This is a genomic window from Rathayibacter sp. VKM Ac-2803 (genome assembly GCF_009807175.1).
Lineage (GTDB): Bacteria > Actinomycetota > Actinomycetes > Actinomycetales > Microbacteriaceae > Rathayibacter.
Genome location: NZ_WUCD01000001.1, coordinates 3,769,590 through 3,794,531, shown reverse-complemented (window position 1 = coordinate 3,794,531; position 24,942 = coordinate 3,769,590). Strand labels below are relative to the sequence as shown.

Below are 24,942 nucleotides of genomic sequence, written 5' to 3'. Positions count from 1 at the left end.
CAGGGTCCGATCCGCCGACGAGAGGCTGGGACGTGGACGAGAACACCCCGGTCTTCGCGATCGCGGTCGCCGCCGACCTCGCGGGGATGCATCCGCAGACCCTCCGGCAGTACGACCGGCTGGGCCTCGTGCGCCCGACGCGGACGGCCGGCAAGTCGCGCCGCTACTCGATGCGCGACGTCGTGCAGCTGAGGGAGGTCGCGCGACTGTCGTCCGAGGGCGTGTCCCTCGAGGGCATCGCGCGCATCCTGCAGCTCGAGAACCAGGTGCAGGCGCTCTCGCAGCGGGTGCGCGAGCTCGAGGGCGCGCTCGCCGACGAGCTCCTCAACCGGCCCGGCCGCCGCGTGTTCGCCGCGGGCCTCGAGGGCGACGTGGTCACCCTGCGCCACGGGACCCGCGCGCAGCGCCGCACCGAGGTCGTCGTCTGGCGGCCCCTCCCTCGATCGCACGACAGCGACACCGACTCCCCATGAGGGGGGTACGCTGACCTGACGTCCGGCAGAGCAGCCGCGGCGTCCGCTCCGTCCGCCACGGTGCGGCGAGACGGAGGAGGCCCCGTGAACGACGAGCGCAGTGCGAACGAGCACGACGACGACCGGGCCGCCGACGACGAGAGGGCACCGGAGAAGCGCGCGCCCGTCGTCCCCGACAACGGCTACACCCGCGAGGAATACGCCATCCACGCCACGCGCAGCGAGCTCCCGCTCTTCTCCGACGCTCTCTCCGGCCGTCGCGACGACGCCGAGTGGCTGTCGTCGCTCAAGGGAGTCCTCGGCGGAGGCAAGCCGGACGCCGCCGCCTCCGCCGCGGAATCCGCGATCGAGCGGCGTCGCCGCCCGGCGGACGATGCCGGAGCCGCTGACAACGCCTGAACCCCGCGCGGTCAGTCGCGCGCGTGCGACTCGACCAGCACGCCGCCGACGCGGCCGCCGGACACCCGGCTGAGGAACTCCGTGCCGAACGGCACCGCGCCGAGCAGGGTCCGCGCCCGCACGCGCTCCTCGTCGGAGTAGCCGAGCACGATGTACAGGCCCACGACCGCGATCGCGGCGATCGTCGCGACGCGCGCCGGGATCTGGTCGACGACTCCGCCGCCCCCGTCAGCCGGCTCGGCCAGGGTGACGCACATCAGGAAGATGGTCGCGTAGACCGCGAGGTGCCGGTGGGCGCTCTGCCAGGGGCGCGAGAGCGCGGCGATCGGCAGGATCCACAGCGCGTACCAGGGGTGGATCGCGGTCGACGCCGTGACGAACGCCAGCAGTGCTCCGGTCAGCCGGGCCAGCGGATCGATCGCGCGCTTCGAGAGCAGGAGCGCGGCCGCGACACCGGCCGCGACGGCGAGGGCGAGCACCTTCACCAGGGTGATGGCCGCTCCGGGATCGTGTCCGGTCAGCTCGACGGCGCTCGACACGACGACCGTGACGAACGACATCGGCGCGTACCAGTGCAGGATCGATCCGGGCACGACCATCGCCACGACCCAGCCGACGCCGACGCCCGCCGCCAGGCCGATCGCGACGACCAGCGCGAGCGCGCCGGCGCCGGTCCACGCCCAGAGCCGCACCCGCTCGCGCAGCGTCGCGTCGTGACGGAGCCAGAGCAGCGCGAGCACGGGCAGGGCGATGACGGCGACGGGCTTGACCGCGATCGCGGCGCCCATCAGCAGCACGGCCGCCACGCGGCGATCGGTGTGGCCGTAGTAGAGCGACGCGAGGATCAGGGCGAGCATCACGGAGTCGTTGTGGCCGGCGACGACGAAGAGCACCAGGGTCAGCGGGTTCGCCACGATCGTCCACGCGGTCAGCGAGGTCGAGAGGCCGCGGAGCCGCGCGAGGCGGATCGCGTAGACGGCCAGCACCGCGACTCCGGCGACCGAGAGCGCCCGCAGCATGGCGATGGACAGCTCCGGCGAGGTCCAGCCGGCCAGCTGCACGGCCGTCTTCTCGGCCAGCAGGTACAGCGGGCCGTACGGGGTCGGCGTGTCGGCCCAGAGCGGATCGACGCCGAGCGCGAACCAGCCGGGGAGGGTCGCGACTCCGTGCGTGTAGGGGTCGACGCCCTGGGTCATCAGGCGGCCCTGCGCCACGTACGAGAACATGTCGCGGCTGAACAGCGGAACGGCGACGAGCAGCGGTGCCGCCCAGGCGAGGGCGGCGACGAGGATCGCGCGGAGCGAGCCGGGGCGCCCGTCGAGCGCGACCGAGCGCAGCCGGAGCCACGCGACGAGCAGGAGCACTCCGCCGCCGACCACCGCGATCGCGCTGAGCTCGGTGAGCCAGCCCGTCGCGCGCATGGTCGAGATCAAGGGCCAGTCGCGGAGCGATGAGTCGCGCGGGAGGAAGCCGACCCCGAGCGATCCGACCAGGATCGCGGTCGAGGCGAGCGTCCCCATCGCGAGCGGAGCGACGTGGCCGGCTCGGAGGAGCGACCAGCGCGAGCGCCGCGAGGCAGCTGCTCCCGAGGGGCCGACCCCGTGGAGTCGTTCCGTCGTCCCCCGAGATGCCGCCATTGTCCACACGCTAGGCGAGCGCTCTCCGAATCCGGTGGACGGGCGGTGAACGCCCGACCACGAGGCTCTCAGGAAGTGGTCGGCTGCGGTGCGGGCTCGGCGAAGCGGAGCTGATTGCCGAAGGGATCGATCAGGTCGAGCGCGTAGCCGAACGCCGATCTCGTGATGCGGGGATTCAGGTACGGGTACGCCTTCGCGTCGAGCTCGGCGTGCAGCTCGCGGACTCCGCGGAGGGCCAGGTGCACCGCGGCTCCGGGGCTGCCGTCGCGGTGGTGCTCGCTGAGGTGCAGCCGGAGCCCCGAGCGCGACACCTGCAGGTAGAGCGGCGAGTCGCGGCTCGCGCGGTGCTCCCAGTCGACCGCGAAGCCGAGGTAGTCGACGTAGAACTCGCCCGCCTTGGCGACCGAGAAGATGCGCAGGATCGGCACCGCCGCCTCCATCCGCACCGGCTCGAGCCCCCGGGCGTCGTCGCTCCCCGTCCTGTCCCTGGCGCGTCGTCTGGTCTCCACGGCACGAGGGTATCCGGCCTCGGAGGTCGCCGCCGCCGACGGCGTCAGTCGACGAGGTCGAGGGCGCGGAGCCTCTCCAGCGTCGCGACGCCGGCGGGCGGGCAGCGGTGGGCGTCGGCCGTGCCGATCCAGTGCAGGGAGTCGATCTCGCCGGTCGGGCGCGGTTCGTCGGCCAGCTCGGCGGCGAACACCGTCATGTGGACCTCGCGTCCCTCCGGCTCACCGTGCGCCTGCTCCCGAACCGTGAAGAGCTCGTGGAGGCGGGTCGGTGACGAGCCCAGCTCCTCCTCGGCCTCGCGCGCGGCCGCCTCGACGCCGCTCTCGCCCGGGTCGACCTTGCCGCCCGGAAGGTAGACCACCTCGCGCCCGCGTGCGACGACCATGAGGACCCTCCGGTCACGGATCACGGCGACGGCGGAGACGAGGAGGGGCGGGAGGCTGCTCATCCCGCCATCATGCCCGCGGCTACCATGGTCGGACACCAGAAGGACGCGCGCAGCCGGCGTGCGCCAGGGCCCCGTGCGCCCGAACAGCTGAGGAGCTCCCCGTGGCAGAACCCACCACCACCCTCGACAAGGTCATCACCCTCGCGCAGCACCGGGGGTTCGTCTTCCCCTCGGGAGAGATCTACGGCGGCACCCGCTCCGCCTGGGACTACGGGCCGCTCGGCGTCGAGCTCAAGGAGAACATCAAGCGCCAGTGGTGGAAGGCGTTCGTGCAGGGCCGCGGCGACGTGGTCGGCCTCGACTCCGCCGTGATCCTCCCGACCGCGATCTGGAGCGCCTCCGGCCACGTCGGCGTCTTCTCGGACCCGCTGACCGAGTCGCTGATCACGCACAAGCGCTACCGCGCCGACCACCTCTTCGAGAAGTACGAGGAGGACAACGGGCACCCGCCCGTGAACGGCCTCGCCGACATCCCCGACCCGGAGCACCCCGACAAGGTCGGCCAGTGGACCGAGATCAAGCAGTTCTCGGGGCTGATGAAGACCTACCTCGGCGTCGTCGACGACGAGTCGGGACTGCACTACCTGCGGCCCGAGACCGCGCAGGGCATCTTCACCAACTTCGCGAACGTGCTGCAGAGCGCCCGGAAGAAGCCGCCGTTCGGCATCGGCCAGATCGGCAAGGCGTTCCGCAACGAGATCACGCCCGGCAACTTCATCTTCCGCACCCGCGAGTTCGAGCAGATGGAGCTCGAGTTCTTCGTCGAGCCCGGCACGGACGAGGAGTGGCAGGAGACCTGGATGAAGCTCGCCTGGGACTGGTTCATCGACCTCGGGATCAAGGCGGACAACATCCGCCAGTTCGAGCACCCGAAGGACAAGCTCTCCCACTACTCCAAGCGCACCGTCGACATCGAGTACCGCTTCAGCTTCGCCTCGGGCGAGTGGGGCGAGCTGATGGGAGTCGCGAACCGCACCGACTTCGACCTCAAGACGCACATCGAGCACTCGGGCAAGGACCTGTCGTTCTTCGACCAGAACAAGAACGAGCGCTACGTGCCGTTCGTGATCGAGCCGTCCTTCGGCCTGACGCGCGCGCTGATGGCGTTCCTCGTCGACGCCTACGAGGAGCAGGAGCTGCCGCCGAACGCCAAGGGCAAGGTCGAGACGCGCACGGTGCTGCACCTCGACCCGCGGCTCGCGCCGGTGAAGGTCGCCGTGCTGCCGCTCTCGCGCAACGAGGCGCTGTCGCCGCTCGCCCGCGAGGTGGCCGACCGGCTCAGGAAGCTCTGGAACGTCGACTTCGACGACTCCGGCGCGATCGGCCGCCGCTACCGCCGCCAGGACGAGATCGGCACGCCTTTCTGCGTGACCGTCGACTTCGACTCCCTCGAGGACGACGCCGTCACGGTCCGCGACCGCGACACCATGAAGCAGGAGCGCATCCCGCTCGCCGACCTCGAGTCGCACCTCTTCACGGGCCTGCGCGGCGCGTAGCGCGCGGGCGCCTGCCGGCCGACTGCCGGCAGGGCCCCACCCGGGCTGGTCGAGCAGCTCCGGAGGGGCCCACCGTGCTGGTCGAGCAGCTCCGGAGGGGCCCCACCGTGCTGGTCGAGCAGCTCCGGAGGGGCCCCACCATGCTGGTCGAGTAGCCCCGCAGGGGCCCACCGTGCTGGTCGAGTAGCCCCGCAGGGGCGTATCGAGACCCATCAGCGTCAGCAGGTCAGGCCGATGATCCGGTCTTCTGACGCTGGTGGATCTCGATACGCCCGCTGCGCGGGCTACTCGATCAGCGAGGACCGGGCCACGGGATCTGCGAAGACCGGGCTGCGGGCTCGATCAGCGAGGAGGGTGCGCTCTGCGACTGCGCGAGGCAGCACGGCCTCCGGTCGGCACCAGCGCGTCATACCGCGCCGCGCTCGCGCTCCAGCAGGGCGTAGACGAGGGTCGAGGTCCACTCGCCCTTGCAGTGCTCGTCGTCGACGTGGTGCGCCTCGAGGCGCATACCGAGTCGCTCGCAGAGGCGGGCCGAGGCGGTGTTGCGCGCATCGAGCTGCGCCACGACGCGGTGCGCGTCGAGCCGGTCGAACGCCAGCGCGAGGAGCGCTCGGGCGCCCTCGGTCGCGTAGCCGATGCCCTGCGCCTCCGGGAGCAGCACCCAGCCGATCTCGACGGTCGCCTGCGGGGCGGAGGCGGCGATCAGCGTGAGGTCGCCGACGACGTGCCCCGCGAGCGGCCCGTCGGTCGGCACCATCGCCAGAACGACGACGTCGCCGTCGGCCGCGAGGCGGTCGGAGGGGAGTCGCACGCGCAGGTGCTCTCGCGACTCCTCCGGCGTCCTCACCGGCCAGCGGAGGTAGCGCACCGCCTCCGGATCGCCCTGGTAGCGCGCGTGGTCGTCGGCGTCGTCGAGACGGAGCGGACGCAGCAGCAGCCGTTCGGTGCGGATCGGCTCGGCCTCGTACGGGAGCCGGAGCGCCGGGCTCACGCGGTGGCGGCCGTGCCGTCGACGGGCCGCGCCGCGACGGGCTCGGCCGGCACCGCGATGCCGAAGAGCGCCTCGAGCCCGGTGAGGTACGCCTCCTGCTCGCCGTTGCGGGCGTAGTCGCGCGCCCGCACGCTCGGGGTGTGCAGCAGCACGCCGGCGAGGTGGCGGAGGGCCTGCTCGGTGCGTCCGTCGTCGTCGCCGCGGGAGCGGGCGCGCTCGATCTCGGCGTCGAGGGCGTCGAAGACGTGGGCTCGGAGGGCGACGACCGCGGGGGTCAGGCTCTTCTCGTCGGCGACGTCGGAGAACTTGCGGACGGCCTTGTCGACCAGCGCGCGCGCCTGGGTGGAGGCGTCGAGCACCTCGAGCGGCGCGTGCAGGCTGATCGTCTCGAGATCGAGCAGTTCGACCCCCGAGAGGCCGGTGACGTCGCCGGCGACGTTGCGGGGGAGCCCGAGGTCGATCACGAGCTGACGCTCGCGGAAGGCGGTGAGCCGGCGCCCCTCGGCGAGGAGCGCGGCGTCGAGCACCGGCTCCTGCGTGGTGGTGCAGGTGATCACGACGTCGGCGGCGACGGCCTCGGCGGCGAACGACGCCCCGTCGATCGCGCGGAGCGCACGGCGGGCGGCGAAGCCCTCGGCGCGGCCGGAGGGGGAGTGGACGGCGATCTCGACGACTCCGCGATCGCGCAGCGCGGCGACGGTCGCGCGGGCGTAGCTGCCGGTGCCCACCAGCAGCACGCGGGCGGCGCGCCAGTCGGTGATGCGGCTGGAGGCGAGGTCGAGGGCGAGGCGGACGATCGAGCGTCCGGCGCTGCCGAGCCCGGTGCGGTTCTTGATCCCGCGCGAGGTCTGCGACGCCCGCTGGAACAGGCGCTCGAGCTCGGACGACGTGGTGCCGAGGCGGCGCGCCTCCTCGAGCGAGCGGCGCACCTGGCCGGCGATCTCGCCCTCGCCGACGACGACCGACTCGAGCCCGCTCGACACGGCGAAGAGGTGCTCGGCGACCCGGTCGCCCGAGACGACGTCGACGCTCGTGCGGAGGTGCTCCTGGTCGACACCGGTCGCCGCGCTCACCGCTGCGGTGGCGGCCTCGACGGCCACGGCCTGCGCAGCGGTCAGCGGCTCGTCGATGTCGAGATAGGCCTCGAAGCGGTTGCAGGTCGCGACGACGACGGCTCCCGAGACGAAGTCGATGCCGTCCGCCAGAGCGGACGCCACGACGGAGGAGTCGACGGAGAGCTTCTCGAGGAGATCGAAGCTGGCGTTCTTGTGCGACGCCGTCAGACACAGAAGCACCCGAACAGTCTACGCGCGCTCTCCGAGGCCCCGCCCCGGAACGGGGGAACAATGCACGGATGCGCCTGGAATAATGCCGCGGTGACCTCCCCCACCACCGGCCTGCTCGATCCGTCGCACCCGCTCGCCTCCGGGCGCACCGCGGACTCCTCCCTCGTCAGGGCCTACCGCTCCGACCGGCCGGAGTCGACCCCCGTCTGGTTCATGCGCCAGGCCGGCCGGAGCCTGCCCGAGTACCGGGCGCTGCGCACGGACACGCAGATGCTCGACGCCTGCCTCGATCCCGCGCTCGCCAGCGAGATCACGCTGCAGCCGGTCCGCCGGCACGAGGTCGACGCCGCCATCTTCTTCAGCGACATCGTCATCCCGCTGCGACTCGCGGGCGTCGGTGTCGACATCGTGCCCGGCCGGGGCCCCGTGCTCGAGAAGCCGGTGCGCACCTCCGCCGACGTCGACGAGCTGTGCGCGATCGACCCCGCCGTGCTCGACGAGACCCTCGAGCCGATCCGGGAGGGTGTGCGCCGGACGGTCGCCGGACTCGGCGACACTCCGCTGATCGGCTTCGCCGGCGCCCCGTTCACCCTCGCGGCGTACCTCGTCGAGGGCGGACCGTCGAAGGACCACATCCGCGCCCGCACCCTGATGCACGCCGACCCCGAGGCGTGGTCGCGCCTGATGGAGTGGACCGCCGAGGTCACCGGCCGCTTCCTCCGCTCGCAGGTGCTCGCCGGCGCCAGCGCCGCCCAGCTCTTCGACTCGTGGGCGGGTGCGCTGTCGCTCGCCGACTACACGGCCCACGTGGCCCCCGCCTCCGCCCGGGCGCTGACGCACGTGCGCGACCTCGCCTTCGATCACGGCGGGGCGGGCGAGGAGGCGACGCGCCGCAATGTGCCGATCGTGCACTTCGGGGTCGGGACGGGCGAGCTCCTCGGCGCGATGCACGGCATCGGCGTCGACGTGGTGGGCGTCGACTACCGGATCCCGCTCGACGAGGCGAACCACCGGCTCGGCGGCTTCGTCCCGGTGCAGGGCAACGTCGATCCGGCCCTGCTCTCGGCCCCGTGGAAGGTGCTCGCGGCGCACGTCGACGACGTGCTCCGCCGCGGGCTCACCGCACCGGCCCACGTCCTCAACCTCGGCCACGGCGTGCCGCCCGAGACCGACCCCGACGTGCTGACGCGCCTCGTCGCGCACGTGCACGCCTGGCGGCCGTGACCGAGGAGCGGACGGGCGAGCCCACCGCCGCCTACGACGTCGCCGTCGTCGGCGGGGGAGTGGCGGGCCTCGCCGCCGCCGCGCACTGCCTCCGCATCGGCCTGCGCGTGGTCGTGCTGGAGGCGGGCGAGCGGGTCGGCGGCTCCCTCGCCCCGCTCGAGCTCTCGGGAGTCGTGCTCGACGCCGGCGCCGAGAGCTTCGCCACCCGGGGTGGCCACGTCGAGGCCGCACTCGCCTCGCTCGAGGTCGACGGCCGCCCGCTGTCGGAGTCGGTCGTCGAGCCGAGCACGGGCGGCTCCTGGCTGCACCTCTCGGGCGGCCGCACCGTCCCATCGCCGCGCGCCGGCCTGCTCGGGATCCCCGGAACGCCGCTCGCCTCGGACGTGGTCCGCGCGATCGGACGCCGCGGCGCTGCCCGGGCCTGGCTCGACACGCTGATGCCGGTGCTGCGCATCGGGCGCGCGCACTCCCTCGCCGAGCTCGTCCGCACCCGGATGGGCGTGCGCGTGCTCGAGGACCTGGTGGCCCCGGTCGTGTCGGGCGTCTACTCCTCCCGTCCCGAGGACATCGACGTCGACCTCGCCGCGCCCGGTCTGAACGGGGCGATCACGCGACGCGGGTCGCTGGCCGGCGCCGTCGCCTCCCTCCGTGCGAACCTCCCGGCCGGTGTCGCGGTCCGCGGGATCGACGGGGGGATGCACCGCCTCGTCGACGCGCTCGTCGAGCGGATCGACTATCTCTCGGGCGAGATCAGCACCGGAGTCGCCGTGTCGGCGCTCGAACGCGACGGCGACGCCTTCCGCCTGTCGCTCGGCGACGGGACCCTGTCGGCCCGTGCCGTGATCGTCTCGACGCCCGAGCGCGACGCCCGCGCCCTGCTCGCCGGGCTGGTGCTCGCTGTCGCCGATGCCGACGAGCGCACCGACGGCGACTCCGTCGAACTCGTGACCCTCGTCGTCGACGACGCGCGTCTGGACGCGGCCCCGCGCGGCTCCGGAGTGCTCGTCGCGCCGACCGCCGGCGACGTGACCGCCAAGGCCCTCACGCACGCGACCGCGAAGTGGGAGTGGCTCGCCCGCTCGCTGCCCGCCGGTCGGCACGTGCTCCGCCTCTCCTACGGCAGGCCGGGCGAGCGCCCGCCGCTCGAGGGGGCGAGCGATGCGGAGGCGGCGGCCGTCGCGCTCCGGGACGCGTCCGTCCTCCTCGGGATCGCGCTCGACCCGGCCTCGCTCGTCGACTCCGCGCGGGTGCGCTGGGCGAACGTCCGCCCGGCCGCCGCCCTGGGGCGCCGTGAGCACCTGGAGGCGTTCCGCGAGGCCCTCGCCCCGGTCGAGGGAGTCGTGGTCACCGGCACCTGGCTCGCCGGGACCGGGCTCGCCTCGGTGCTTCCGCACGCGACCGAGGCGGCCGCTCTTATCCGCCGCCGGTTGGCGCGTCAAGGCGTCGGCATTCCGCGCGAAGGATATGACGGCGACGACTACTCTGGGTCGCAGGCATCCGCGTGAGTGCGGTGTGCCCCGACACGAGTGGTCATCGACCGCGTAGGCGAGCCGCACGAGCGGCTCAGGACGAGGAGTAGGCGTGAAGGGCAAGATTCTTTTCGTGGCAGGAGCCGCAGCCGGGTACGTGCTGGGAGCACGGGCCGGTCGCAAGCGGTACGAGCAGATCGCCGCGGCGGCGAACCGGTTCTGGCAGACGCAGCCGGTCCAGGACGTGGCCGGCGCGGTCGGCGGAGCGGCGAAGACGCAGCTCAGCACCGTCTCGGACAAGGCCTACGAGGTCGTCCGCTCGGTGGTCGTCAAGGCCGTCTCCGGCGGCAAGAAGAGCCAGGGCGCGAGCGACGCCGAGGCGACCGCCGCCGCCCGCAAGGCCGCGGCCAAGGTCGACGAGGCCGCTGCCGCTGCAGGCACCTCGCCGTCGCCCTCCTCCAGCAAGGCCTAGTCCGCATCCCTTCGGCCCTGCTCGGCTCCGCGCCGGCACGTCCCACCCTCGAGGAGCTCCCGTGGTGAACGAACGCAATCCGAAGAACGCCCGGTCACTGGGCGAGCTGGTCGGCGACCTCCCCGGTCTCGTGATCGAGCTCGTCAAGGCCGAGGTCGCCTCGCTGAAGAACGAGCTGACGGGCAAGGCGAAGAGCGCCGGCGTCGCCGTCGCCCTCTTCGCCGTGGCGGCGTTCTTCCTGATCACCGCGTGGGCGACGCTCGTCGCCTTCGCGATCATCGGCATCGCCTCCTGGCTGCCCGCCTGGCTGTCGGCGCTGATCGTCACCGTGTTCTTCCTGCTGGTGGCCGTGGTCCTCCTCCTGATCGGCGTCAAGTCGATCAAGAAGGCCGTGCCGCCGGTGCCGCAGGAGTCGATCGAGAGCATCAAGAAGGACGTGCAGGCGTTCAAGGGAGTCGGGAACTATGACAACTGACCGCGCAGTCTCGACCACCACCCCCCGCTTCGTCGACCCCGCAGAGCTCAAGCCCGGCCAGCTGAAGGCCGACATCGAGCGCGCCCGCGCCGAGCTCGCTGCGACGCTCGACGCCATCGAGTACAAGGTCAACGTGCCGCGCAAGTTCCGCAACGCCCAGCGGACCATCGAGCGCAAGGTCCAGGTCGTGCGCCGGCAGAACCCCTCGGCGCTGATCGCCGGTGCCGTGGGCGCCGCGGCCGCCGTCGGCCTCGTCGCCTGGGGCGTCGTCCGCGCGATCACCGAGGACTGAGCGGTTCCTATCGCTAGCGCCCCGGGGCCCGTGGCGCCAGAGCCTCCGCCGCTTTTGTGCATCGGCACGGGCGGAGGGATGATGGAGCAATGACCGATCAGACCGCCGACTCGGCGGGTCCCGTTCAGTCCGCCCCCGACACGAGCGCCGCCGCTCCGGCGACGCAGCCCCCCGCCGATCAGGCTCCCGCCGATCAGGCCCTGGGATACACGCTCTGGGCGGTTCTCCGCAGGGATCCCGCACGTCCGTTCACCCTCTCCGACGAGGCCGTCGCGCCCGCCGTGGAGCAGTACGAGCACACCGTCGCCCGGCTCGCCGGTGAGGGCGTGACCGTCCGGGGCACGTACGACGTCTCCGCCCTGCGCGCCGACGCCGACCTCATGCTCTGGCTCACCGGATCCGAGCCCGAAGAGCTGCAGCGCGCCTACCGCGAGCTGCGCCGCACCGAGCTGCTCGTCGGCCTGCTGCCGACCTGGAACGCGATGGGCGTGCACCGCGACGCCGAGTTCAGCTCGAACCACCTGCCCGCCTACATGCGCGGCAAGGCGCCCGCCCGCTGGCTCACGGTCTACCCGTTCGTCCGCTCCTACGAGTGGTACATCCTCCCCGAGGAGGAGCGCCGCGCGATGCTCGCCCAGCACGGCCGTCAGGGCTCGCGCTTCCGCTCCGTGCTCACAAACACCGTCGCCTCGTTCTCGCTGGGCGACTACGAGTGGATCCTCGCTCTCGAGGACGAGGAGCTCGTCAACCTCGTCGACCTCATGCGCGACCTGCGTGCGACGGACGCGCGCATGCACGTGCGCGAAGAGGTCCCGTTCTACACGGGTCGGCGCATCGACGCCGACCAGATCGCAGAGGTGCTCCGATGAGCGACACGACCCCCGACTCCCCGCAGATCCTCGTCCGCGGGGCGACCCCCGGCGCCGCCTCGGGACCCGAGCACGTGACGGAGCCCTTCGCCTACGACGCGATCCTCCTGGCCGGCTTCGGCGGACCGGAGGGGCAGGACGACGTCATCCCCTTCCTCCGCAACGTCACCCGCGGCCGCGGGATCCCCGAGGAGCGCCTCGAGGAGGTCGCGCACCACTACCGCCACTTCGGCGGTGTGAGCCCGATCAACGCGCAGAACCGTGCGCTGAAGGCGGCCCTCGAGGCCGAACTCGCGAACCGCGGGATCGACCTGCCCGTGATCTGGGGCAACCGCAACTGGGAGCCCTACATGAAGGACGCGGTCGCCGAGGCGAAGGAGCGCGGCTTCTCGAACCTCATCGCGATCGCGACCAGCGCCTACTCCTCCTTCTCGTCCTGCCGCCAGTACCGCGAGGACTACGCCGCGGCGCTGGACGCCACCGGCCTGGAGGGCGAGCTGCGGATCGACAAGGTGCGCCAGTTCTTCGACCACCCGGGCTTCGTCATGCCGTTCGTGAAGGCGCTGCACGACGGTCTCGAGGAGCTGCAGGGGCGCCTCCCGGGTCTCGACCTCGCCACCGAGGTGGAGGTGCTGTTCTCGACGCACTCGATCCCGATGGCCGACGCCGAGCGCAGCGGACCGCACGAGCGTCACGAGGACGGGACCGTCGTCGACGTGCACGGCTTCGGCGCCGGCGGAGCCTACGAGGCCCAGCACCTCGCGGTCGCCGAGGTCGTCATGGCCGCGGCCACGACCGCCGACATCCCGTGGCAGCTGGTCTACCAGTCGCGCTCGGGGCCGCCCACGCAGCCCTGGCTCGAGCCCGACATCAACGACGCGATCGCCGAGCTGCCCGCTCGGGGCCGCAAGGCCGTCGTCATCGTGCCGCTCGGCTTCGTCTCGGACCACATGGAGGTCATGTGGGACCTCGACAACGAGGCCCTCGAGACGTCGGAGGAGAACGGGCTGGTCGCGATCCGCGTCGCGACTCCGGGAACCGACCCGGCCTACGTGGCCGGGCTCGTCGACCTCGTGATGGAGCGCGTCAACGGCACTCCGGTCGAGGACCGTCCGTCGTTGACCGCCCTCGGCCCCTGGTACGACGTCTGCCGACCGGGCTGCTGCGAGAACGTCCGGGCCGGGTTCAAGCCCGCCCTGGCCGGAGTCGCCCCGTGACCCGCGGCACCGCTTCGTGAGCATCCGCGTCGGCACCCGCGCGAGCGCTCTCGCAGTGGCGCAGACCCGGATGACGGCCGACCTGATGGCCGCCGCGGCGGGCGTCCCCGTCGAGCTGGTGCGCATCGAGTCGGACGGCGACCGCATGCGCGGCTCCCTCGCCTCCCTGGGCGGGACGGGCGTGTTCGTCAGCGCCCTGCGCGATGCGCTGCTCGCCGGCCGCTGCGACGCCATCGTGCACTCGCTGAAGGATCTGCCGACCGCTCCGGTCGAGGGGCTCCTGCTCGGCGCCGTTCCCGAGCGCGAGGATCCGCGCGACGCCCTGTGCGCGCGCGACGGCCGCACCCTCCTGACGCTGCCGGCCGGCGCCCGCGTGGGCACCGGCTCGCCCCGTCGCCGCGCCGCCCTGCTCGCCGCCCGACCCGACCTCGAGGTCGTCGACATCCGCGGCAACATCGACACGCGCCTGCGCCGGGTGACCGACGAGAGCGACGCTCCGCTGGACGCGATCGTCCTGGCGGTCTCGGGCCTTCGCCGACTCGGGCGCACCGAGGCGATCACCGAGCTGCTCGACTTCGACGTCTCGCCGCACGCACCCGGGCAGGGTGCGCTGGCGATCGAGGTGCGCGACGAGGAGCCGACGGACGAGCTGCGGGCCGCCCTCTCGGCGGTCGAGCACGTCGGGACGCGGGCGGCCATCACGGCCGAGCGCGCCCTGCTGTCCGTGCTCGAAGCGGGCTGCGCCGCGCCGGTCGGAGCGAGCGCGACCGTCCGCGACGACGAGGTGGCGCTGACGGCCGTCGTCTTCGCGACCGACGGATCCGCGTCCCTCGCACGGGAGGTCGCGGAGCCGATCGATAACGGTTCGGTCGGCAGAGGTCGACATCGTGCGGATTCGCAGTATGGTGGTCGCGAACTGCCCGTCGTCGAAGCCGCGTTCCGCTGCGGCTCAGTGCTCGCTGACGCGCTTCTCGGTGCCGGTGCCGCCGACCTCGCACCCCTGGGAGCCCCTTCGTGATCGTCCCCGCCGCCTACTCCCAGTGGGAGAAGCCGTTGCAGGGGTGGCGCGTCCTCGTCCCCCGTGGAGGCCCCTGGGGTGATGGAGTCGCCGCCGCGCTCCGCGCCAAGGGTGCGTCTCCGGTGGTCGCGCCGATGATCAACTTCGCGCCGACCGACGACTATCCGGCGCTCGAGCGAGCGCTGGCCGACCTCCAGGCGGGCGCCTTCGACTGGATGACCGTCACGAGCGCCACCACGGTCGACGTGCTCTCCCTCCTGCGCACGACCGTGCCTGCGACCACGAAGGTCGCCGCGGTCGGCGAGACGACCGCCGCCGCGCTCGTCGCCGCCGGCTACGCGGTCGACCTGGTCCCCTCCGAGGACAACTCCGCCCGCGGCCTGCTCGCCGAGTGGGCGGAGGCGACCGGCGGCCGCCACCCGCTGCGGATCCTCACGCTGCGCTCCGAGATCGCGAAGCCGCTCCTGACGGAGGGTCTCAAGCGCATCGGCCACGACGTGCGCTCGGTGGTCGCGTACCGCACCGTCGGCGTCCCGGTCGAGGACCGCGTCGTGGCCGACGTCGCGAGCGGTGCCGTGCACGCCATCCTCGTCACCTCGGGGAGCGTCGCCGAGCAGGTGCAGCGTCAGCTCGGCCCCGTCCCCGAGACGACGCTCGTCGCCGCCATCGGTCCGCAGACCGCGAAGGACGCGCGGGCCTCGGGCCTCCGCGTCGACGTCGTCGCCGACGAGCGCTCGGCGTCGTCTCTGATCGACGCGGTCGCCCGCGTCGCCTCGGAGCGCGCGAACCGCTGAGCCCGTCGGCTCGCTGAATCCGCTTCGGCTCGTGGAATCCGGTCCGGCTCGCTGGATCCGACGATTCCGGCGCGCCGAAACCGATTCTGCGAGCCGAAGATGCTGCCGAGGGGCCGTCCAGACGGCCCGGCCTAGGCTTGAGGGCATGACCGCCATTCGTCCTCGGCGACTCCGCACGACCCCGGCCCTGCGCCGGCTCGTGCAGGAGACGCGCATCCACCCGGCCCAGCTCGTCCTCCCGCTCTTCGTCGCCGAGGGGATCACCGAGCCCCGCGCGATCGGCTCGATGCCGGGGGTGCTGCACCACTCGCTCGACAGCGTGCGCGGCGCCGTGACGGAGGCGGCGGAGGCCGGCATCGGCGGTGTCATGCTCTTCGGCGTGCCGACGACCCGCGACGCGGTCGGCTCCGGTGCCACGGATCCCGACGGCGTGCTGAACGCGGCCACGCGCGCCGTGGTGGCCGAGGTCGGCGACGACCTGGTCGTGCAGACCGACCTGTGCCTCGACGAGTTCACCGATCACGGGCACTGCGGCGTGCTGGATGCGCGCGGGCGAGTCGACAACGACGCGACGCTCCTCCGCTACGAGGAGATGGCGCTGGCGCAGGCCGATGCGGGATCCCAGCTGCTCGGCCTCTCGGGGATGATGGACGGGCAGGTCGGCGCGATCCGCACCGCGCTCGACGCCGCCGGGCGCCTCGACACCGCGATCCTCGCCTACTCGGCGAAGTACGCCTCGAGCTTCTACGGGCCGTTCCGCGAGGCGGTCCAGTCGACGCTCGAGGGCGACCGGCGCACCTACCAGCAGGATCCGGCCAACCGCCGCGAGGGCCTGCGCGAGGCGACCCTCGACCTGGCCGAGGGTGCGGACATCGTGATGGTGAAGCCCGCGATGAGCTACCTCGACGTGCTGTCGGACGTCGCCGCCGTCTCGGACGTGCCGGTGTGGGCGTACCAGGTGTCGGGGGAGTACGCGATGATCGAGGCCGCCGCCGCGAACGGCTGGATCTCGCGCGAGCCCGCGATCCTCGAGTCGGTCACCGGCATCCTTCGTGCGGGCGCCGACGCCGTGCTCACCTACTGGGCGGTCGAGATCGCCAGGGACCTCCTGAAGTAGCCCGCCCGGGATCCGCTGAGGTACGCCCCGTATCGTGGAGTCGTGACTGCCTCCGCGAACGACACCCTGTACGAGCGTGCCCGCCACGCGATCCCCGGAGGCGTGAACTCGCCGGTCAGAGCGTTCCGCTCGGTCGGCGGCACCCCGCGCTTCATGGTGTCGGCGGCGGGACCGTACATCACCGACGCCGATGGTCGCGAGTACGTCGACCTGGTCTGCTCCTGGGGTCCGGCCGTGCTCGGCCACGCCCACCCCGAGGTCGTCGCGGCGGTGCAGGAGGCGGCCGCGCGCGGTCTCTCGTTCGGTGCGTCGACGCCCGCCGAGACCGATCTCGCCGAACTGGTGGAGGCGAGGATCACCGCCGGCGGTGTCTCGCCGATCGAGAAGCTCCGTCTCGTGTCCACGGGCACCGAGGCGACGATGACCGCGATCCGCCTCGCCCGCGGTGTGACCGGGCGCGACCTGCTGGTCAAGTTCTCCGGTCATTACCACGGCCACTCCGACGGCCTGCTGGCCGACGCCGGCTCGGGCCTCGCGACGCTCGCTCTGCCCGCCTCCGCCGGCGTGACCGCGGCCACGGCTGCGCAGACGATCGTCCTGCCCTACAACGACCTCGAGGCAGTGCGGGCGGTGCTGGCAGAGCGCGGCTCCGACATCGCCGCCGTCATCACCGAGTCGGCCGCCGCGAACATGGGCGTCGTCGCTCCGGAGCCCGGTTTCAACGCCGCCCTCGCCGACCTGGTCCACGCGAACGGCTCGCTGCTGATCATGGACGAGGTGCTGACCGGCTTCCGCGTGAGCGCCGGCGGCTGGTGGGGGCTCGAGAACCGCGACGCCGAGGAGCCCTACCGCGCCGACCTCTACACGTTCGGCAAGGTCATCGGAGGCGGCATGCCGGTCGCCGCGCTCGGCGGCCGCGCCGACGTGATGGACCACCTGGCCCCGCTCGGGCCGGTCTACCAGGCGGGCACGCTGTCGGGGAACCCGGTCGCTGTCGCGGCGGGGATCCGCACGCTGCAGCTGGCCGACGACGCGGTGTACGCGGCGCTCGACGCCACGGCGCTGACCCTGCAGCGCGAGGTGTCGGCCGCGCTCTCGAAGGAGGGCGTGGCGCACACGGTGCAGACCGCGGGCAACCTGTTCAGCTTCGTGTTCTCGGACCTCGGGCGTCCGATCCGCGACTACGCGGAGGTGCAGGCGCAGGAGGCGTTCCGCTACCCGGCGTTCTTCCACGCGATGCTCGACGCCGGCGTCTCGCTGCCGCCGTCGGTGTTCGAGGCGTGGTTCGTCTCGGCCGCGCACGACGACGCGGCGATCGCCCGGATCGTGGACGCGCTGCCCGCCGCCGCGAGGGCCGCGGCGGCAGCGACGGCGTAGCCCCGGCGCTCAGCCCCGGCGCGACACCGACTTCGGCAGCACGAACACGAGCGCGAAGGCCGCGACCGCCATCAGCGCGCTGACGAGCATCGCCGGCGCCGCGGCGTCGAGGAAGCCGGAGGCGACAGTGTCGGGCCCGGTGATCACGAGCCCGCCGAAGAGCACGCTGCCGATCACGGCGATGCCCACGGCCGAGCCGATCCGCTGGATCGCCGAGATCACTCCGCTCGCCGCTCCCGCGTCCTGCGGGTCGACGGTCGCGACGATGAACTGCACGTTCGGAGCGATGAAGAAGCCGTTGCCGAGCCCGGCGATCAGCAGCGGAGCGAGCAGCTGCCAGTTGGTGATCGAGTCGGGAGTCGCGTTCAGGAGCACCAGCCACACCCAGAGCAGGCCGATCGCGACCAGGGCGCTGCCGATCACGAGCACGTTGCGGCCCAGGCGTGCGGTGAGTCGGTTGCTCTGCGACGAGCTGATGATGCTGCCGATCGCGAACGGGATCGAGACGAGCCCCGACTCGAGGGCGGAGTACCCCAGCCCCGACTGCCAGAGCAGCGAGATGGTGAAGAAGATGCTCGTGAAGGCCGCGAAGTAGACCAGCGCGAGGATCACGCCTCCGGTGAACGCCGGGTGGCGGAACAGCGACGGCGGCACGAGCGGAGTGCGCCCGCGGCGCGTGTAGACGAGCTCCCAGGCGCCGAACGCCGCGAGGAGCACGACGCCGCCGATGATCGAGAGGATCGTCCAGAGCGGCCAGCCCTCGTCCTCGCCCTGGATGAGCGGCACGAGCAGCGCGACGAAGCCGGCCGAGAGCAGCACGAGACCCAGCCAGTCGACTCCGCCGCTCTTCGCGCGCTCGCCGGTGGCGAGCTCGCGGCGGGCGGGGAGCAGGATCGCCGCGGCGATCAGCGTGACGATCCCGATGGGCAGGTTCACCCAGAACACCAGGCGCCAGCCGTTCTCGTCGCCGAAGGCCTGGATGATGAGGCCGCCGATGATCGGACCGAGCGCCGACGAGACTCCGAGGACCGCGCCCATGACGGCGAAGGCCTTGCCGCGCGCGGGCCCGCGGAACAGGAGCTGGATGTACGCGTTGACCGCGGGCACGAACATGCCGCCGGCGAGGCCCTGCACGACGCGGGCGATCACGAGCTGCACGTCGTCGGCCGCGAGACCGCAGGCGAAGCTCGCGACGGTGAACAGCGCGACTCCGCTGACGAAGACCCACTTGTGGCCGAACCGGTCGCCGAGGCGGCCGGCCGGGATCAGGGCGAGCCCGAACGCGAGCGCGTAGCCCGAGATGATCCACGAGAGCGTCGACTCCGAGGCGTCGAGCGTGGTGCGGATGGTGGGCAGCGCGACGTTGACGATCGTCGTGTCGAGCAGGGCGATGAACATGCCCGCGAGGAGCACCACGAGGGATCGCCAGGCGCGGCGGTCGGGAGCGGGAGGGGCGCCGGCAGCGGCGTGCTCGGTCGACGTCTCGGTCATGCGGAGGGTGCCTTTCGAGCGGAGGGGGAGGTGCAGCGCTCAGCGCCCTCCGTTCGAGGGGCGGCAGCCGCATGTGAACTCTCGCAGGACTAGCCGCGATTCGCGCAGTCGCCACCTGTGCTCGTGCTCAGGCGGGCTCGGACAGGGCCTCCTCGAGGGTCGTCGTCGGGCGGCCGAGCAGCTCGCCGAGCGTCGGATCCACGATGCCCAGCCGGCGCTGCCGGGAGGCGCGGACGATGCCGAGCATCATGGCGGCACCGAACTCGGGGACCCCCGCGGCGACGAGCCCCGCGAGGTAGTCGTCATCGCTCACCTGCTCGTGGCGGATCGGTCGCCTGAGCACCGCGGAGGCGGTCGCGACGAGCTCGGCGAGGTCGGCCGAGCGGTCGGAGGTGAGCGTGACCACCGGCTCCGCGAGCGACTCGTCGAGCAGGAGGGAGGCGATCCCCGGCGCGAGGTCGCGGTGGAACGTCCATGACACGGGCGCGTCGACGGGGACGCTGAGCACGCCTGTCTCGGCGGCGGTGCGCAGCAGGCGGAGCGGAGTGTCGGCGTAGAAGCCGTTCCGCACCGCGGTGAACGCGAGCCCGCTGTCGCGCAGCATCGTCTCGGTCGTCGCGTGCGTGACGGCGGGCGGGAAGGGCGAGAGCGCGTCCGAGCCGACGTGGCTCGTGTAGAGCACGCGACCGACACCGGCGGCGCGGGCCGCCTCGATCGCGGTGCGGTGCGCGTCGAGCGCTGCCGTGCCGTGGCGCGGGGCCGAGACGACCAGCACCCGATCGGCGCCCTCGAAGGCCGAGGCGAGGGACGCCGGGTCGTCGTAGTCGCCGCGCCGCACGCGCACACCGCGCTCGGCGAGGGCGGACAGCTCGTCGGGCCGGGTGGTGCTGACCCCTATGGTGCTCGGGTCGGTGCGCTCGAGCAGTGCGTCGACGACGGCGCCGCCGAGACGGCCGCCGGCTCCTGTGACGATGATCATGAGGTCCTCCTGGTAACTGCGCTACCCAGGTGAGTGGTAGCGCTGTCATCACGACGCTACCACTCTGATCGGTAGCATGGGAACCATGACGTCGGACGCGCCCTCCGCCCACGAGCGGATCCTCCGCGCCGCCCTCGAGCTGCTCGACGAGGGCGGAGCGGAGGCGGTCTCGACCCGCGCGGTGACGGCCCGCGCCCAGGTGCAGGCCCCCGCCCTCTACCGGCTCTTCGGTGACAAGGAGGGGCTGCTCGACGCGGCCGTCGAGCGCGTCCACGCCGACTGGGTCGCCGCGAAGAGCACGCGGACCCTGCCCGAGGACCCGGTCGAGGCGATCCGCGTCGGCTTCGACGACGCGGTGCGGTTCGGTCTCGACCACCCCGCGGCGTACCGCCTCGCGCAGGCGCGGGCCGATCCCGGAGCGGCGATCGCCCTCGGCATCGCGATGCTGCAGGAGAAGGTGGCGACGGTCGCGCGAGCCGGGCGCCTCCGCGAGACCCCGGAGCGCGCGAGCGCTCTGCTGCACGCGGTCGGCCGCGGAGTGACGCTCTCGCTGCTCGACACGCCTCCCGAGCAGCGCGACCTGCGGGTGGCCGAGGTCGCCCGGGAGTCGGTGATCGCAGCCGTCACGACCGAGGCGCCCCCCGGCGACCGCGTCACGCTGACCTCGACCGCGGTCGCTCTGCGCGCCCTGCTGCCCGAGGCGGAGGCACTGCTGCCGGCCGAGCGTCAGCTGATGGAGCTCTGGTTGGAGCGCATCGCGAACGTCTGACGCCCCGGATCGCGCAGAACGCGCCGAGGGCGCTGTTTTCGATTATTTCGAATATTCTCGGAGAATGCTCGCCTCAGAGACCTCCCGTCGGACTCCCCGCACCTTCCTCCCGCCCGACGGGTCGCAGCGACGCGACGTCGTCGACTTCGCGCGCCGGCTCTCGATCAGCGGATCCGGGGGTCACGACACTGCCGTCCTCATCTCGCCCGACGGTGAGTCGGTGCGGATCCCCGGAGAGATCTTCGACGCGCTCGTCACGGTGGCCGCGGCGCTCGCCAACGGCGACGGAGTGACCGTGATGCCGTCGCGGGCGCGGCTGACGACGCAGGAGGCCGCTGACTTCCTCGGAGTGTCCCGGCCGACGTTCGTCAAGATCCTCGAGGCCGGCGGTCTCGAGTTCGAGCTCGTCGGCAGGCATCGGCGGGTCATGCTCAGTGCGCTGGTCGAGTACCAGGAGCGGATTCAACGCGACCGGCTGCGTGCTCTGGCCGACCTGACCGCATCGTCGCAGGAGCACGACCTCTACGGGGCCGACCTGCCCCCGTTCGAGCGGGCCTCGCCGAGCGAGGCGTAGTCGCCCGTGCGGTTCCCGGTCTTCTTCGACACGAACGTCCTCTACAGCGCAAGTCTCAACGACTTCCTCCTCCGGCTGGCAGCGCGCGGGGCCTTCCGGCCACTCTGGTCGGCAGACGTGCTGGACGAACTCGGACGGAACCTCCGGCGCAGTCTTCCTCCGCGGGCCGTCGACCGGCGGATCGACGCGATGCGGCAGCACTTCCCGGACGCGATGGTGTCGGGCTACGACTCCCTGATCGGGGTGATGAGGAACCATCCGAAGGACCGGCACGTGCTCGCCGCGGCGGTTCGAGCGGACGCCGCGGTCCTGGTCACGTTCGACCTCGCAGACTTCGGCCCTGCTTCGGTCGTCGGTTTCGACCTCGAAGTGAGGCATCCGGATGCGTTCCTCCTCGATCAGCTCGATCTTCTGCCCGAACTCGTGCTCGAGGCGCTCCACGAGTGGTCCGACGCCTGTTCGGCTCCTCCGCTCACTCCCCTTCAGCTCGTCTCGGCACTGGAGAGAGCGGGCGTCCCACGATTCGCGAGGATGCTGCGGCAGGCTCTCGAGGAGTGATCCTGAACGGCTGACCCCGGCTCACCGCCGCCGCGACTCCGCGAGGCGGGCGCAGTCGATGCAGAGCTCGGCGGTCGGGCGGGCCTCGAGGCGGGCGGCGCCGATGGGGCGGCCGCAGTGCGCGCAGACGCCGTAGTCGCCGGCGGCGAGACGCTCGCGGGCCGACGCGAGTTCGCGGCCGGTCAGGGCGAGGGCGTCGCGCACCCCGGCCATCCGCGACCATTCGGCCGAGAGCGGGGTCCCCTCCGGGTCGTGCTCGTCGTCGGCGGTGCCGTCGCCGCGGGCGAGCAGCAGGTCGGTGAGCGCCTCCTCCAGACGCTCGGCCTCGAGCCGGGTCTGCGCCTGCTTCTCGACGAGCATCGCGTCGAGGAGGCGCTGCTCCTCCTGATCCATCGGCATCCGACCATGCTCCCATCGCGGGGCGCGGAGGACGATCGGTCCGGGCAGACTAGGGGCATGCCCGTCGTGACCGTGCTCCCCGACCGCCTCGAACTCCGCCTCACCCCGGCCGAGCGGATCCTGGCCTTCCACCGCGGCGATGTCGTGGTCGACCGCTCGAGCATCCGCTCGGCGACCGTCACGGAGGATCCGTGGATCTGGGTCCGCGGCATCCGCGCCCCAGGGACGGCCGTCCCGCTGACGATCGCGGTGGGGACCTGGAAGTTCCACGGCGGCAAGGACTTCCTGCTGATCAAGCGCAGGCCGTCGGCCGTCGTGATCGATCTGGCCGACGAGGACTACTCGCGCCTGATCATCAGCACCCGCCACGCGCAGGAGCTGATCGCCGCGCTGCAGCTCGGCACGGGGACGGCGGCGATCCCGGTGATCGAGACGGACGACCTGGTGATCGTGCCCGAGGTCGCCGAGCAGGCCGCGGCCCGTGTCGCGGCGGCGAGCGCGAACGCGCAGGAACCGGCGGCGGAGCCGACCCCGGAGCCGACCCCGGAGCCGACCACGGAGCCGACCCCGGAACCGACTCCGGAACCCGCCCCCGCCCCGAAGGCGAAGAAGAAGCCCGCCACCCCGCGCACCCGCACTCCGCGTCCCGACTCCTCCGTCGGTCACGCCTCGGCCGAGCCCAGCGGAGCGACCGAGGCTGCGGAGTAGAGCCCTCAGGGCCTCAGCGCCTCACAGCTTCAGCCGCACCGCTGTCTCGAGCGCCGCCTCGATGCTGAGCCGCCAGCCCTGCGCCAGCCGGTCCTTCGTGCCGGAGTAGGGGCTCGCGCCGTCGACGAGGTTGCTCGAGCACGCGCAGACCATGCCGGCCCGGAGCCCGCGGAGCCGTGCCACGACGTAGAGCGCGCTCGACTCCATCTCGACGTTGAGGATCCCGTGCTTCTCGAGCGTCGCGATCCACTCCGGAGTCTCGGCGTAGAACGCGTCGTCGCTCGCGTTGATCCCGGAGTGCACGGGCACTCCCTCGCGCTGCGCGATCTCGCGGGTCGCGGCGAGCAGCGCCGAGGTCAGCTCGAGGTCGGGCACCGCCGGGAAGCCCGGGTGCGCGTAGGCGGCGCTCGTGCCGTCGTTGCGGAGCGTCCCCTCGCTCACGAGGAGCGCCCCCGGCTCGATCCCGGGCTGCGTCGCGGCCGAGCTGCCCACGCGGATGAACGAGGTGACGCCGACGCGCGCGAGCTCCTCGACGGCGATCGCGGTCGACGGGCAGCCCATGCCGGTGCTCGTCGCCGTGATCGGGTGGCCCTTGTAGGTGCCGATCATCGTCAGATGCTCGCGGTTGGGCGCGATCTCGCGGGCGTCGTCGAGGAACTCGGCGATCATGGGCACGCGGAAGGGGTCGCCCGGCAGCAGCGCCACCGTCGACACCTCGCCCGGTGCGATCCCGATGTGGTACCTGTGCTCGTCTTCTATTGGCGCTCGCCGATGCCGGCTGCGGTCTTGTCGACGGTTGTGCTCATCCCGCGACCCTACGCAGGCGCTGTTTCGCGCCCGTTTCGGCGAGACGCCCGTTTCGACCTGTGAATCAGGCGCGGACGTCGACCAGGGTGCGGCCGCGGACCCGCCCGCCGAGGACGTCCTCGGCGATCTGCAGTGCGCCTCCGAGCGACACGGTCGACGTCAGCGCGTCGAGCAGGTCGAGGTCGAGGTCGTGGGCGAGGCGGCGCCAGGCCTCCTCGCGGAGCTTGCGCGGAGCCTCCACCGAGTTGATGCCCGCGAGCGTGACGCCGCGCAGGATGAACGGCATCACCGTCGCGGGCAGGTCGGCGCCCTGCGCGAGACCGCAGGCGGCGACGGTGCCGCCCCAGCGGGTCTGCGCGAGCGCGTTGGCGAGGGTGTGCGAGCCGGCGGAGTCGACGACTCCCGCCCAGCGCTCGGACTGCAGCGGCTTGCCCGCCTCCTGCAGTGCGGCGCGGTCGACGACCTCGGCGGCGCCGAGACGACGGAGGAAGTCGCCGTGCTCGGCGGCGCGGCCGGAGGAGGCGACCACCTCGTGGCCGAGTCGCGCGAGAAGGGCGATCGCGACGGATCCGACCCCGCCGGCGGCTCCCGTGACGAGGACGGGCCCCTCGCCCGCCCGGACGCCGTGGCGCTCGAGTGCGAGGACGGCGAGCATCGCGGTGAACCCCGCCGTGCCGATCGCGCCGGCCCGCGCCGACGAGATCGCCCCGGGGACGCGCAGGAGCGACTCCGACTCGACACGGGCGCGCTCGGCGAACCCTCCGTCGTGGCGCTCGCCGAGACCCGCACCGTTCAGCACCACGCGGTCGCCGGAGTCGAAGCGCTCGGCCGCGGCGCCGTCGGCGTACTCGACGGTGCCGACGACGTCGATCCCGGCGATCAGCGGCGTGCGGCGGACCACTCCTGGGCGGCCGGCGAGCGCGAGCGCGTCCTTGAAGTTGACGCTCGAGTACTCGACGGCGATCGTCACGTCGCCGTGCGCCCGATCGGGTTCGTCGCGATCGACGAGTCGTGCGCGGTTCGGGGTCTCGGAGGAGTCGTGCCGTTCGACGACGATGGCTCGGAACATGAGCCCACGCTACGCCCGAAGGGCCCC

28 protein-coding genes are annotated in these 24,942 nt (G+C 72.6%); 18 read left to right on the top strand and 10 right to left on the bottom strand.

Features of this window, described 5'->3' with window-relative positions:
• The first annotated feature begins 32 nt into the window (after positions 1–32).
• Together GRS96_RS17850 and GRS96_RS17845 are read left to right on the top strand one after the other, a co-directional pair.
• Positions 33–473, top strand: a complete 441-nt coding sequence (locus tag GRS96_RS17850; protein ID WP_159852835.1) for a heat shock protein transcriptional repressor HspR — start codon at positions 33–35, stop codon at positions 471–473.
• 84 nt (positions 474–557) lie between these two features.
• Positions 558–872: a hypothetical protein gene (locus GRS96_RS17845; RefSeq protein WP_159989106.1), complete on the top strand. Its 315-nt coding sequence runs from the start codon at positions 558–560 to the stop codon at positions 870–872.
• Between the two features lie 11 nt (positions 873–883).
• On the opposite strand, the gene mptB is transcribed toward GRS96_RS17845, so the two are convergent.
• The 3 genes from mptB to GRS96_RS17830 form a co-directional block, all read right to left on the bottom strand.
• Complete coding sequence (gene mptB / locus GRS96_RS17840; RefSeq protein WP_159852831.1) at positions 884–2,509, bottom strand: polyprenol phosphomannose-dependent alpha 1,6 mannosyltransferase MptB; 1,626 nt, start codon at positions 2,507–2,509, stop codon at positions 884–886.
• A 68-nt stretch (positions 2,510–2,577) separates the two neighbouring features.
• Complete coding sequence (locus GRS96_RS17835) at positions 2,578–3,018, bottom strand: glyoxalase superfamily protein (protein ID WP_204162107.1); 441 nt, start codon at positions 3,016–3,018, stop codon at positions 2,578–2,580.
• A gap of 44 nt (positions 3,019–3,062) precedes the next feature.
• Positions 3,063–3,464, bottom strand: a complete 402-nt coding sequence (locus GRS96_RS17830) for an NUDIX domain-containing protein (RefSeq protein ID WP_159852828.1) — start codon at positions 3,462–3,464, stop codon at positions 3,063–3,065.
• Between the two features lie 101 nt (positions 3,465–3,565).
• Between GRS96_RS17830 and GRS96_RS17825 the strand changes: the two genes are divergently transcribed.
• On the top strand, positions 3,566–4,960 hold the full coding sequence (locus GRS96_RS17825) for a glycine--tRNA ligase (RefSeq protein WP_159852826.1): 1,395 nt from the start codon (positions 3,566–3,568) through the stop codon (positions 4,958–4,960).
• A gap of 406 nt (positions 4,961–5,366) precedes the next feature.
• On the opposite strand, the gene GRS96_RS17820 is transcribed toward GRS96_RS17825, so the two are convergent.
• Together GRS96_RS17820 and GRS96_RS17815 are read right to left on the bottom strand one after the other, a co-directional pair.
• On the bottom strand, positions 5,367–5,951 hold the full coding sequence (locus GRS96_RS17820; RefSeq protein ID WP_236553658.1) for a GNAT family N-acetyltransferase: 585 nt from the start codon (positions 5,949–5,951) through the stop codon (positions 5,367–5,369).
• A complete protein-coding gene (locus GRS96_RS17815) occupies positions 5,948–7,246 on the bottom strand; it encodes a glutamyl-tRNA reductase (protein ID WP_159989105.1) in 1,299 nt (432 codons plus the stop codon). The genes GRS96_RS17820 and GRS96_RS17815 overlap by 4 nt, the downstream gene beginning before the upstream one ends.
• A gap of 51 nt (positions 7,247–7,297) precedes the next feature.
• On the opposite strand from GRS96_RS17815, the gene hemE reads away from it, so the two are divergent.
• From hemE to hemL, 11 genes are all read left to right on the top strand, one after another.
• Positions 7,298–8,461: a uroporphyrinogen decarboxylase gene (gene hemE / locus GRS96_RS17810; RefSeq protein ID WP_159852822.1), complete on the top strand. Its 1,164-nt coding sequence runs from the start codon at positions 7,298–7,300 to the stop codon at positions 8,459–8,461.
• A complete protein-coding gene (locus GRS96_RS17805) occupies positions 8,458–9,966 on the top strand; it encodes a protoporphyrinogen/coproporphyrinogen oxidase (protein WP_268893230.1) in 1,509 nt (502 codons plus the stop codon). The genes hemE and GRS96_RS17805 overlap by 4 nt, the downstream gene beginning before the upstream one ends.
• Positions 9,967–10,042: 76 nt before the next feature.
• A complete protein-coding gene (locus tag GRS96_RS17800; RefSeq protein ID WP_159989104.1) occupies positions 10,043–10,402 on the top strand; it encodes a hypothetical protein in 360 nt (119 codons plus the stop codon).
• Between the two features lie 64 nt (positions 10,403–10,466).
• Complete coding sequence (locus GRS96_RS17795; RefSeq protein WP_236553657.1) at positions 10,467–10,877, top strand: phage holin family protein; 411 nt, start codon at positions 10,467–10,469, stop codon at positions 10,875–10,877.
• Positions 10,867–11,169: a DUF3618 domain-containing protein gene (locus tag GRS96_RS17790; RefSeq protein ID WP_159852816.1), complete on the top strand. Its 303-nt coding sequence runs from the start codon at positions 10,867–10,869 to the stop codon at positions 11,167–11,169. The genes GRS96_RS17795 and GRS96_RS17790 overlap by 11 nt, the downstream gene beginning before the upstream one ends.
• 89 nt (positions 11,170–11,258) lie before the next feature.
• Positions 11,259–12,038, top strand: coding sequence for a hydrogen peroxide-dependent heme synthase (gene hemQ / locus GRS96_RS17785; protein ID WP_159852814.1), 780 nt, complete (start codon positions 11,259–11,261; stop codon positions 12,036–12,038).
• Entirely contained in the window at positions 12,035–13,255 is a 1,221-nt protein-coding gene (locus GRS96_RS17780) for a ferrochelatase (RefSeq protein ID WP_159852812.1), read from the top strand. Before hemQ ends, GRS96_RS17780 begins: the two co-directional genes overlap by 4 nt.
• 16 nt (positions 13,256–13,271) lie before the next feature.
• The gene (gene hemC / locus GRS96_RS17775; protein WP_159989103.1) at positions 13,272–14,273 is read left to right on the top strand and encodes a hydroxymethylbilane synthase; all 1,002 of its coding nucleotides are present in this window, start codon (positions 13,272–13,274) and stop codon (positions 14,271–14,273) included.
• The gene (locus GRS96_RS17770) at positions 14,273–15,067 is read left to right on the top strand and encodes a uroporphyrinogen-III synthase (protein WP_159989381.1); all 795 of its coding nucleotides are present in this window, start codon (positions 14,273–14,275) and stop codon (positions 15,065–15,067) included. The genes hemC and GRS96_RS17770 overlap by 1 nt, the downstream gene beginning before the upstream one ends.
• A gap of 145 nt (positions 15,068–15,212) precedes the next feature.
• On the top strand, positions 15,213–16,184 hold the full coding sequence (gene hemB / locus GRS96_RS17765) for a porphobilinogen synthase (protein ID WP_159989102.1): 972 nt from the start codon (positions 15,213–15,215) through the stop codon (positions 16,182–16,184).
• Between the two features lie 42 nt (positions 16,185–16,226).
• Positions 16,227–17,561, top strand: a complete 1,335-nt coding sequence (gene hemL, locus GRS96_RS17760) for a glutamate-1-semialdehyde 2,1-aminomutase (protein ID WP_159989101.1) — start codon at positions 16,227–16,229, stop codon at positions 17,559–17,561.
• Positions 17,562–17,570: 9 nt separating this feature from the next.
• On the opposite strand, the gene GRS96_RS17755 is transcribed toward hemL, so the two are convergent.
• A complete protein-coding gene (locus GRS96_RS17755; protein WP_159989100.1) occupies positions 17,571–19,052 on the bottom strand; it encodes an MFS transporter in 1,482 nt (493 codons plus the stop codon).
• Between the two features lie 127 nt (positions 19,053–19,179).
• On the bottom strand, positions 19,180–20,031 hold the full coding sequence (locus GRS96_RS17750) for an NAD(P)H-binding protein (RefSeq protein ID WP_159989099.1): 852 nt from the start codon (positions 20,029–20,031) through the stop codon (positions 19,180–19,182).
• 85 nt (positions 20,032–20,116) lie between these two features.
• Here GRS96_RS17750 and GRS96_RS17745 point away from each other — a divergent pair, with 85 nt between their 5' ends.
• The 3 genes from GRS96_RS17745 (at position 20,117) to GRS96_RS17735 (ending at position 21,932) form a co-directional block, all read left to right on the top strand.
• Positions 20,117–20,800, top strand: a complete 684-nt coding sequence (locus tag GRS96_RS17745; protein WP_159989098.1) for a TetR/AcrR family transcriptional regulator — start codon at positions 20,117–20,119, stop codon at positions 20,798–20,800.
• Positions 20,801–20,864: 64 nt separating this feature from the next.
• The gene (locus GRS96_RS17740; protein ID WP_159852798.1) at positions 20,865–21,374 is read left to right on the top strand and encodes an excisionase family DNA-binding protein; all 510 of its coding nucleotides are present in this window, start codon (positions 20,865–20,867) and stop codon (positions 21,372–21,374) included.
• A gap of 6 nt (positions 21,375–21,380) precedes the next feature.
• Positions 21,381–21,932, top strand: a complete 552-nt coding sequence (locus GRS96_RS17735) for a PIN domain-containing protein (RefSeq protein WP_159989097.1) — start codon at positions 21,381–21,383, stop codon at positions 21,930–21,932.
• A 21-nt stretch (positions 21,933–21,953) separates the two neighbouring features.
• Here GRS96_RS17735 and GRS96_RS17730 read toward each other — a convergent pair whose 3' ends face one another.
• Positions 21,954–22,331, bottom strand: a complete 378-nt coding sequence (locus tag GRS96_RS17730) for a TraR/DksA family transcriptional regulator (RefSeq protein ID WP_235021770.1) — start codon at positions 22,329–22,331, stop codon at positions 21,954–21,956.
• A 57-nt stretch (positions 22,332–22,388) separates the two neighbouring features.
• Between GRS96_RS17730 and GRS96_RS20515 the strand changes: the two genes are divergently transcribed.
• Positions 22,389–23,039, top strand: coding sequence for a hypothetical protein (locus tag GRS96_RS20515; protein ID WP_204162106.1), 651 nt, complete (start codon positions 22,389–22,391; stop codon positions 23,037–23,039).
• A 21-nt stretch (positions 23,040–23,060) separates the two neighbouring features.
• On the opposite strand, the gene GRS96_RS17715 is transcribed toward GRS96_RS20515, so the two are convergent.
• Both GRS96_RS17715 and GRS96_RS17710 read right to left on the bottom strand, forming a co-directional pair.
• The gene (locus GRS96_RS17715) at positions 23,061–23,744 is read right to left on the bottom strand and encodes a nucleoside phosphorylase (RefSeq protein WP_159989096.1); all 684 of its coding nucleotides are present in this window, start codon (positions 23,742–23,744) and stop codon (positions 23,061–23,063) included.
• A 166-nt stretch (positions 23,745–23,910) separates the two neighbouring features.
• The gene (locus GRS96_RS17710) at positions 23,911–24,915 is read right to left on the bottom strand and encodes an MDR family oxidoreductase (RefSeq protein ID WP_159852792.1); all 1,005 of its coding nucleotides are present in this window, start codon (positions 24,913–24,915) and stop codon (positions 23,911–23,913) included.
• Between the last annotated feature and the right edge of the window lie 27 nt (positions 24,916–24,942).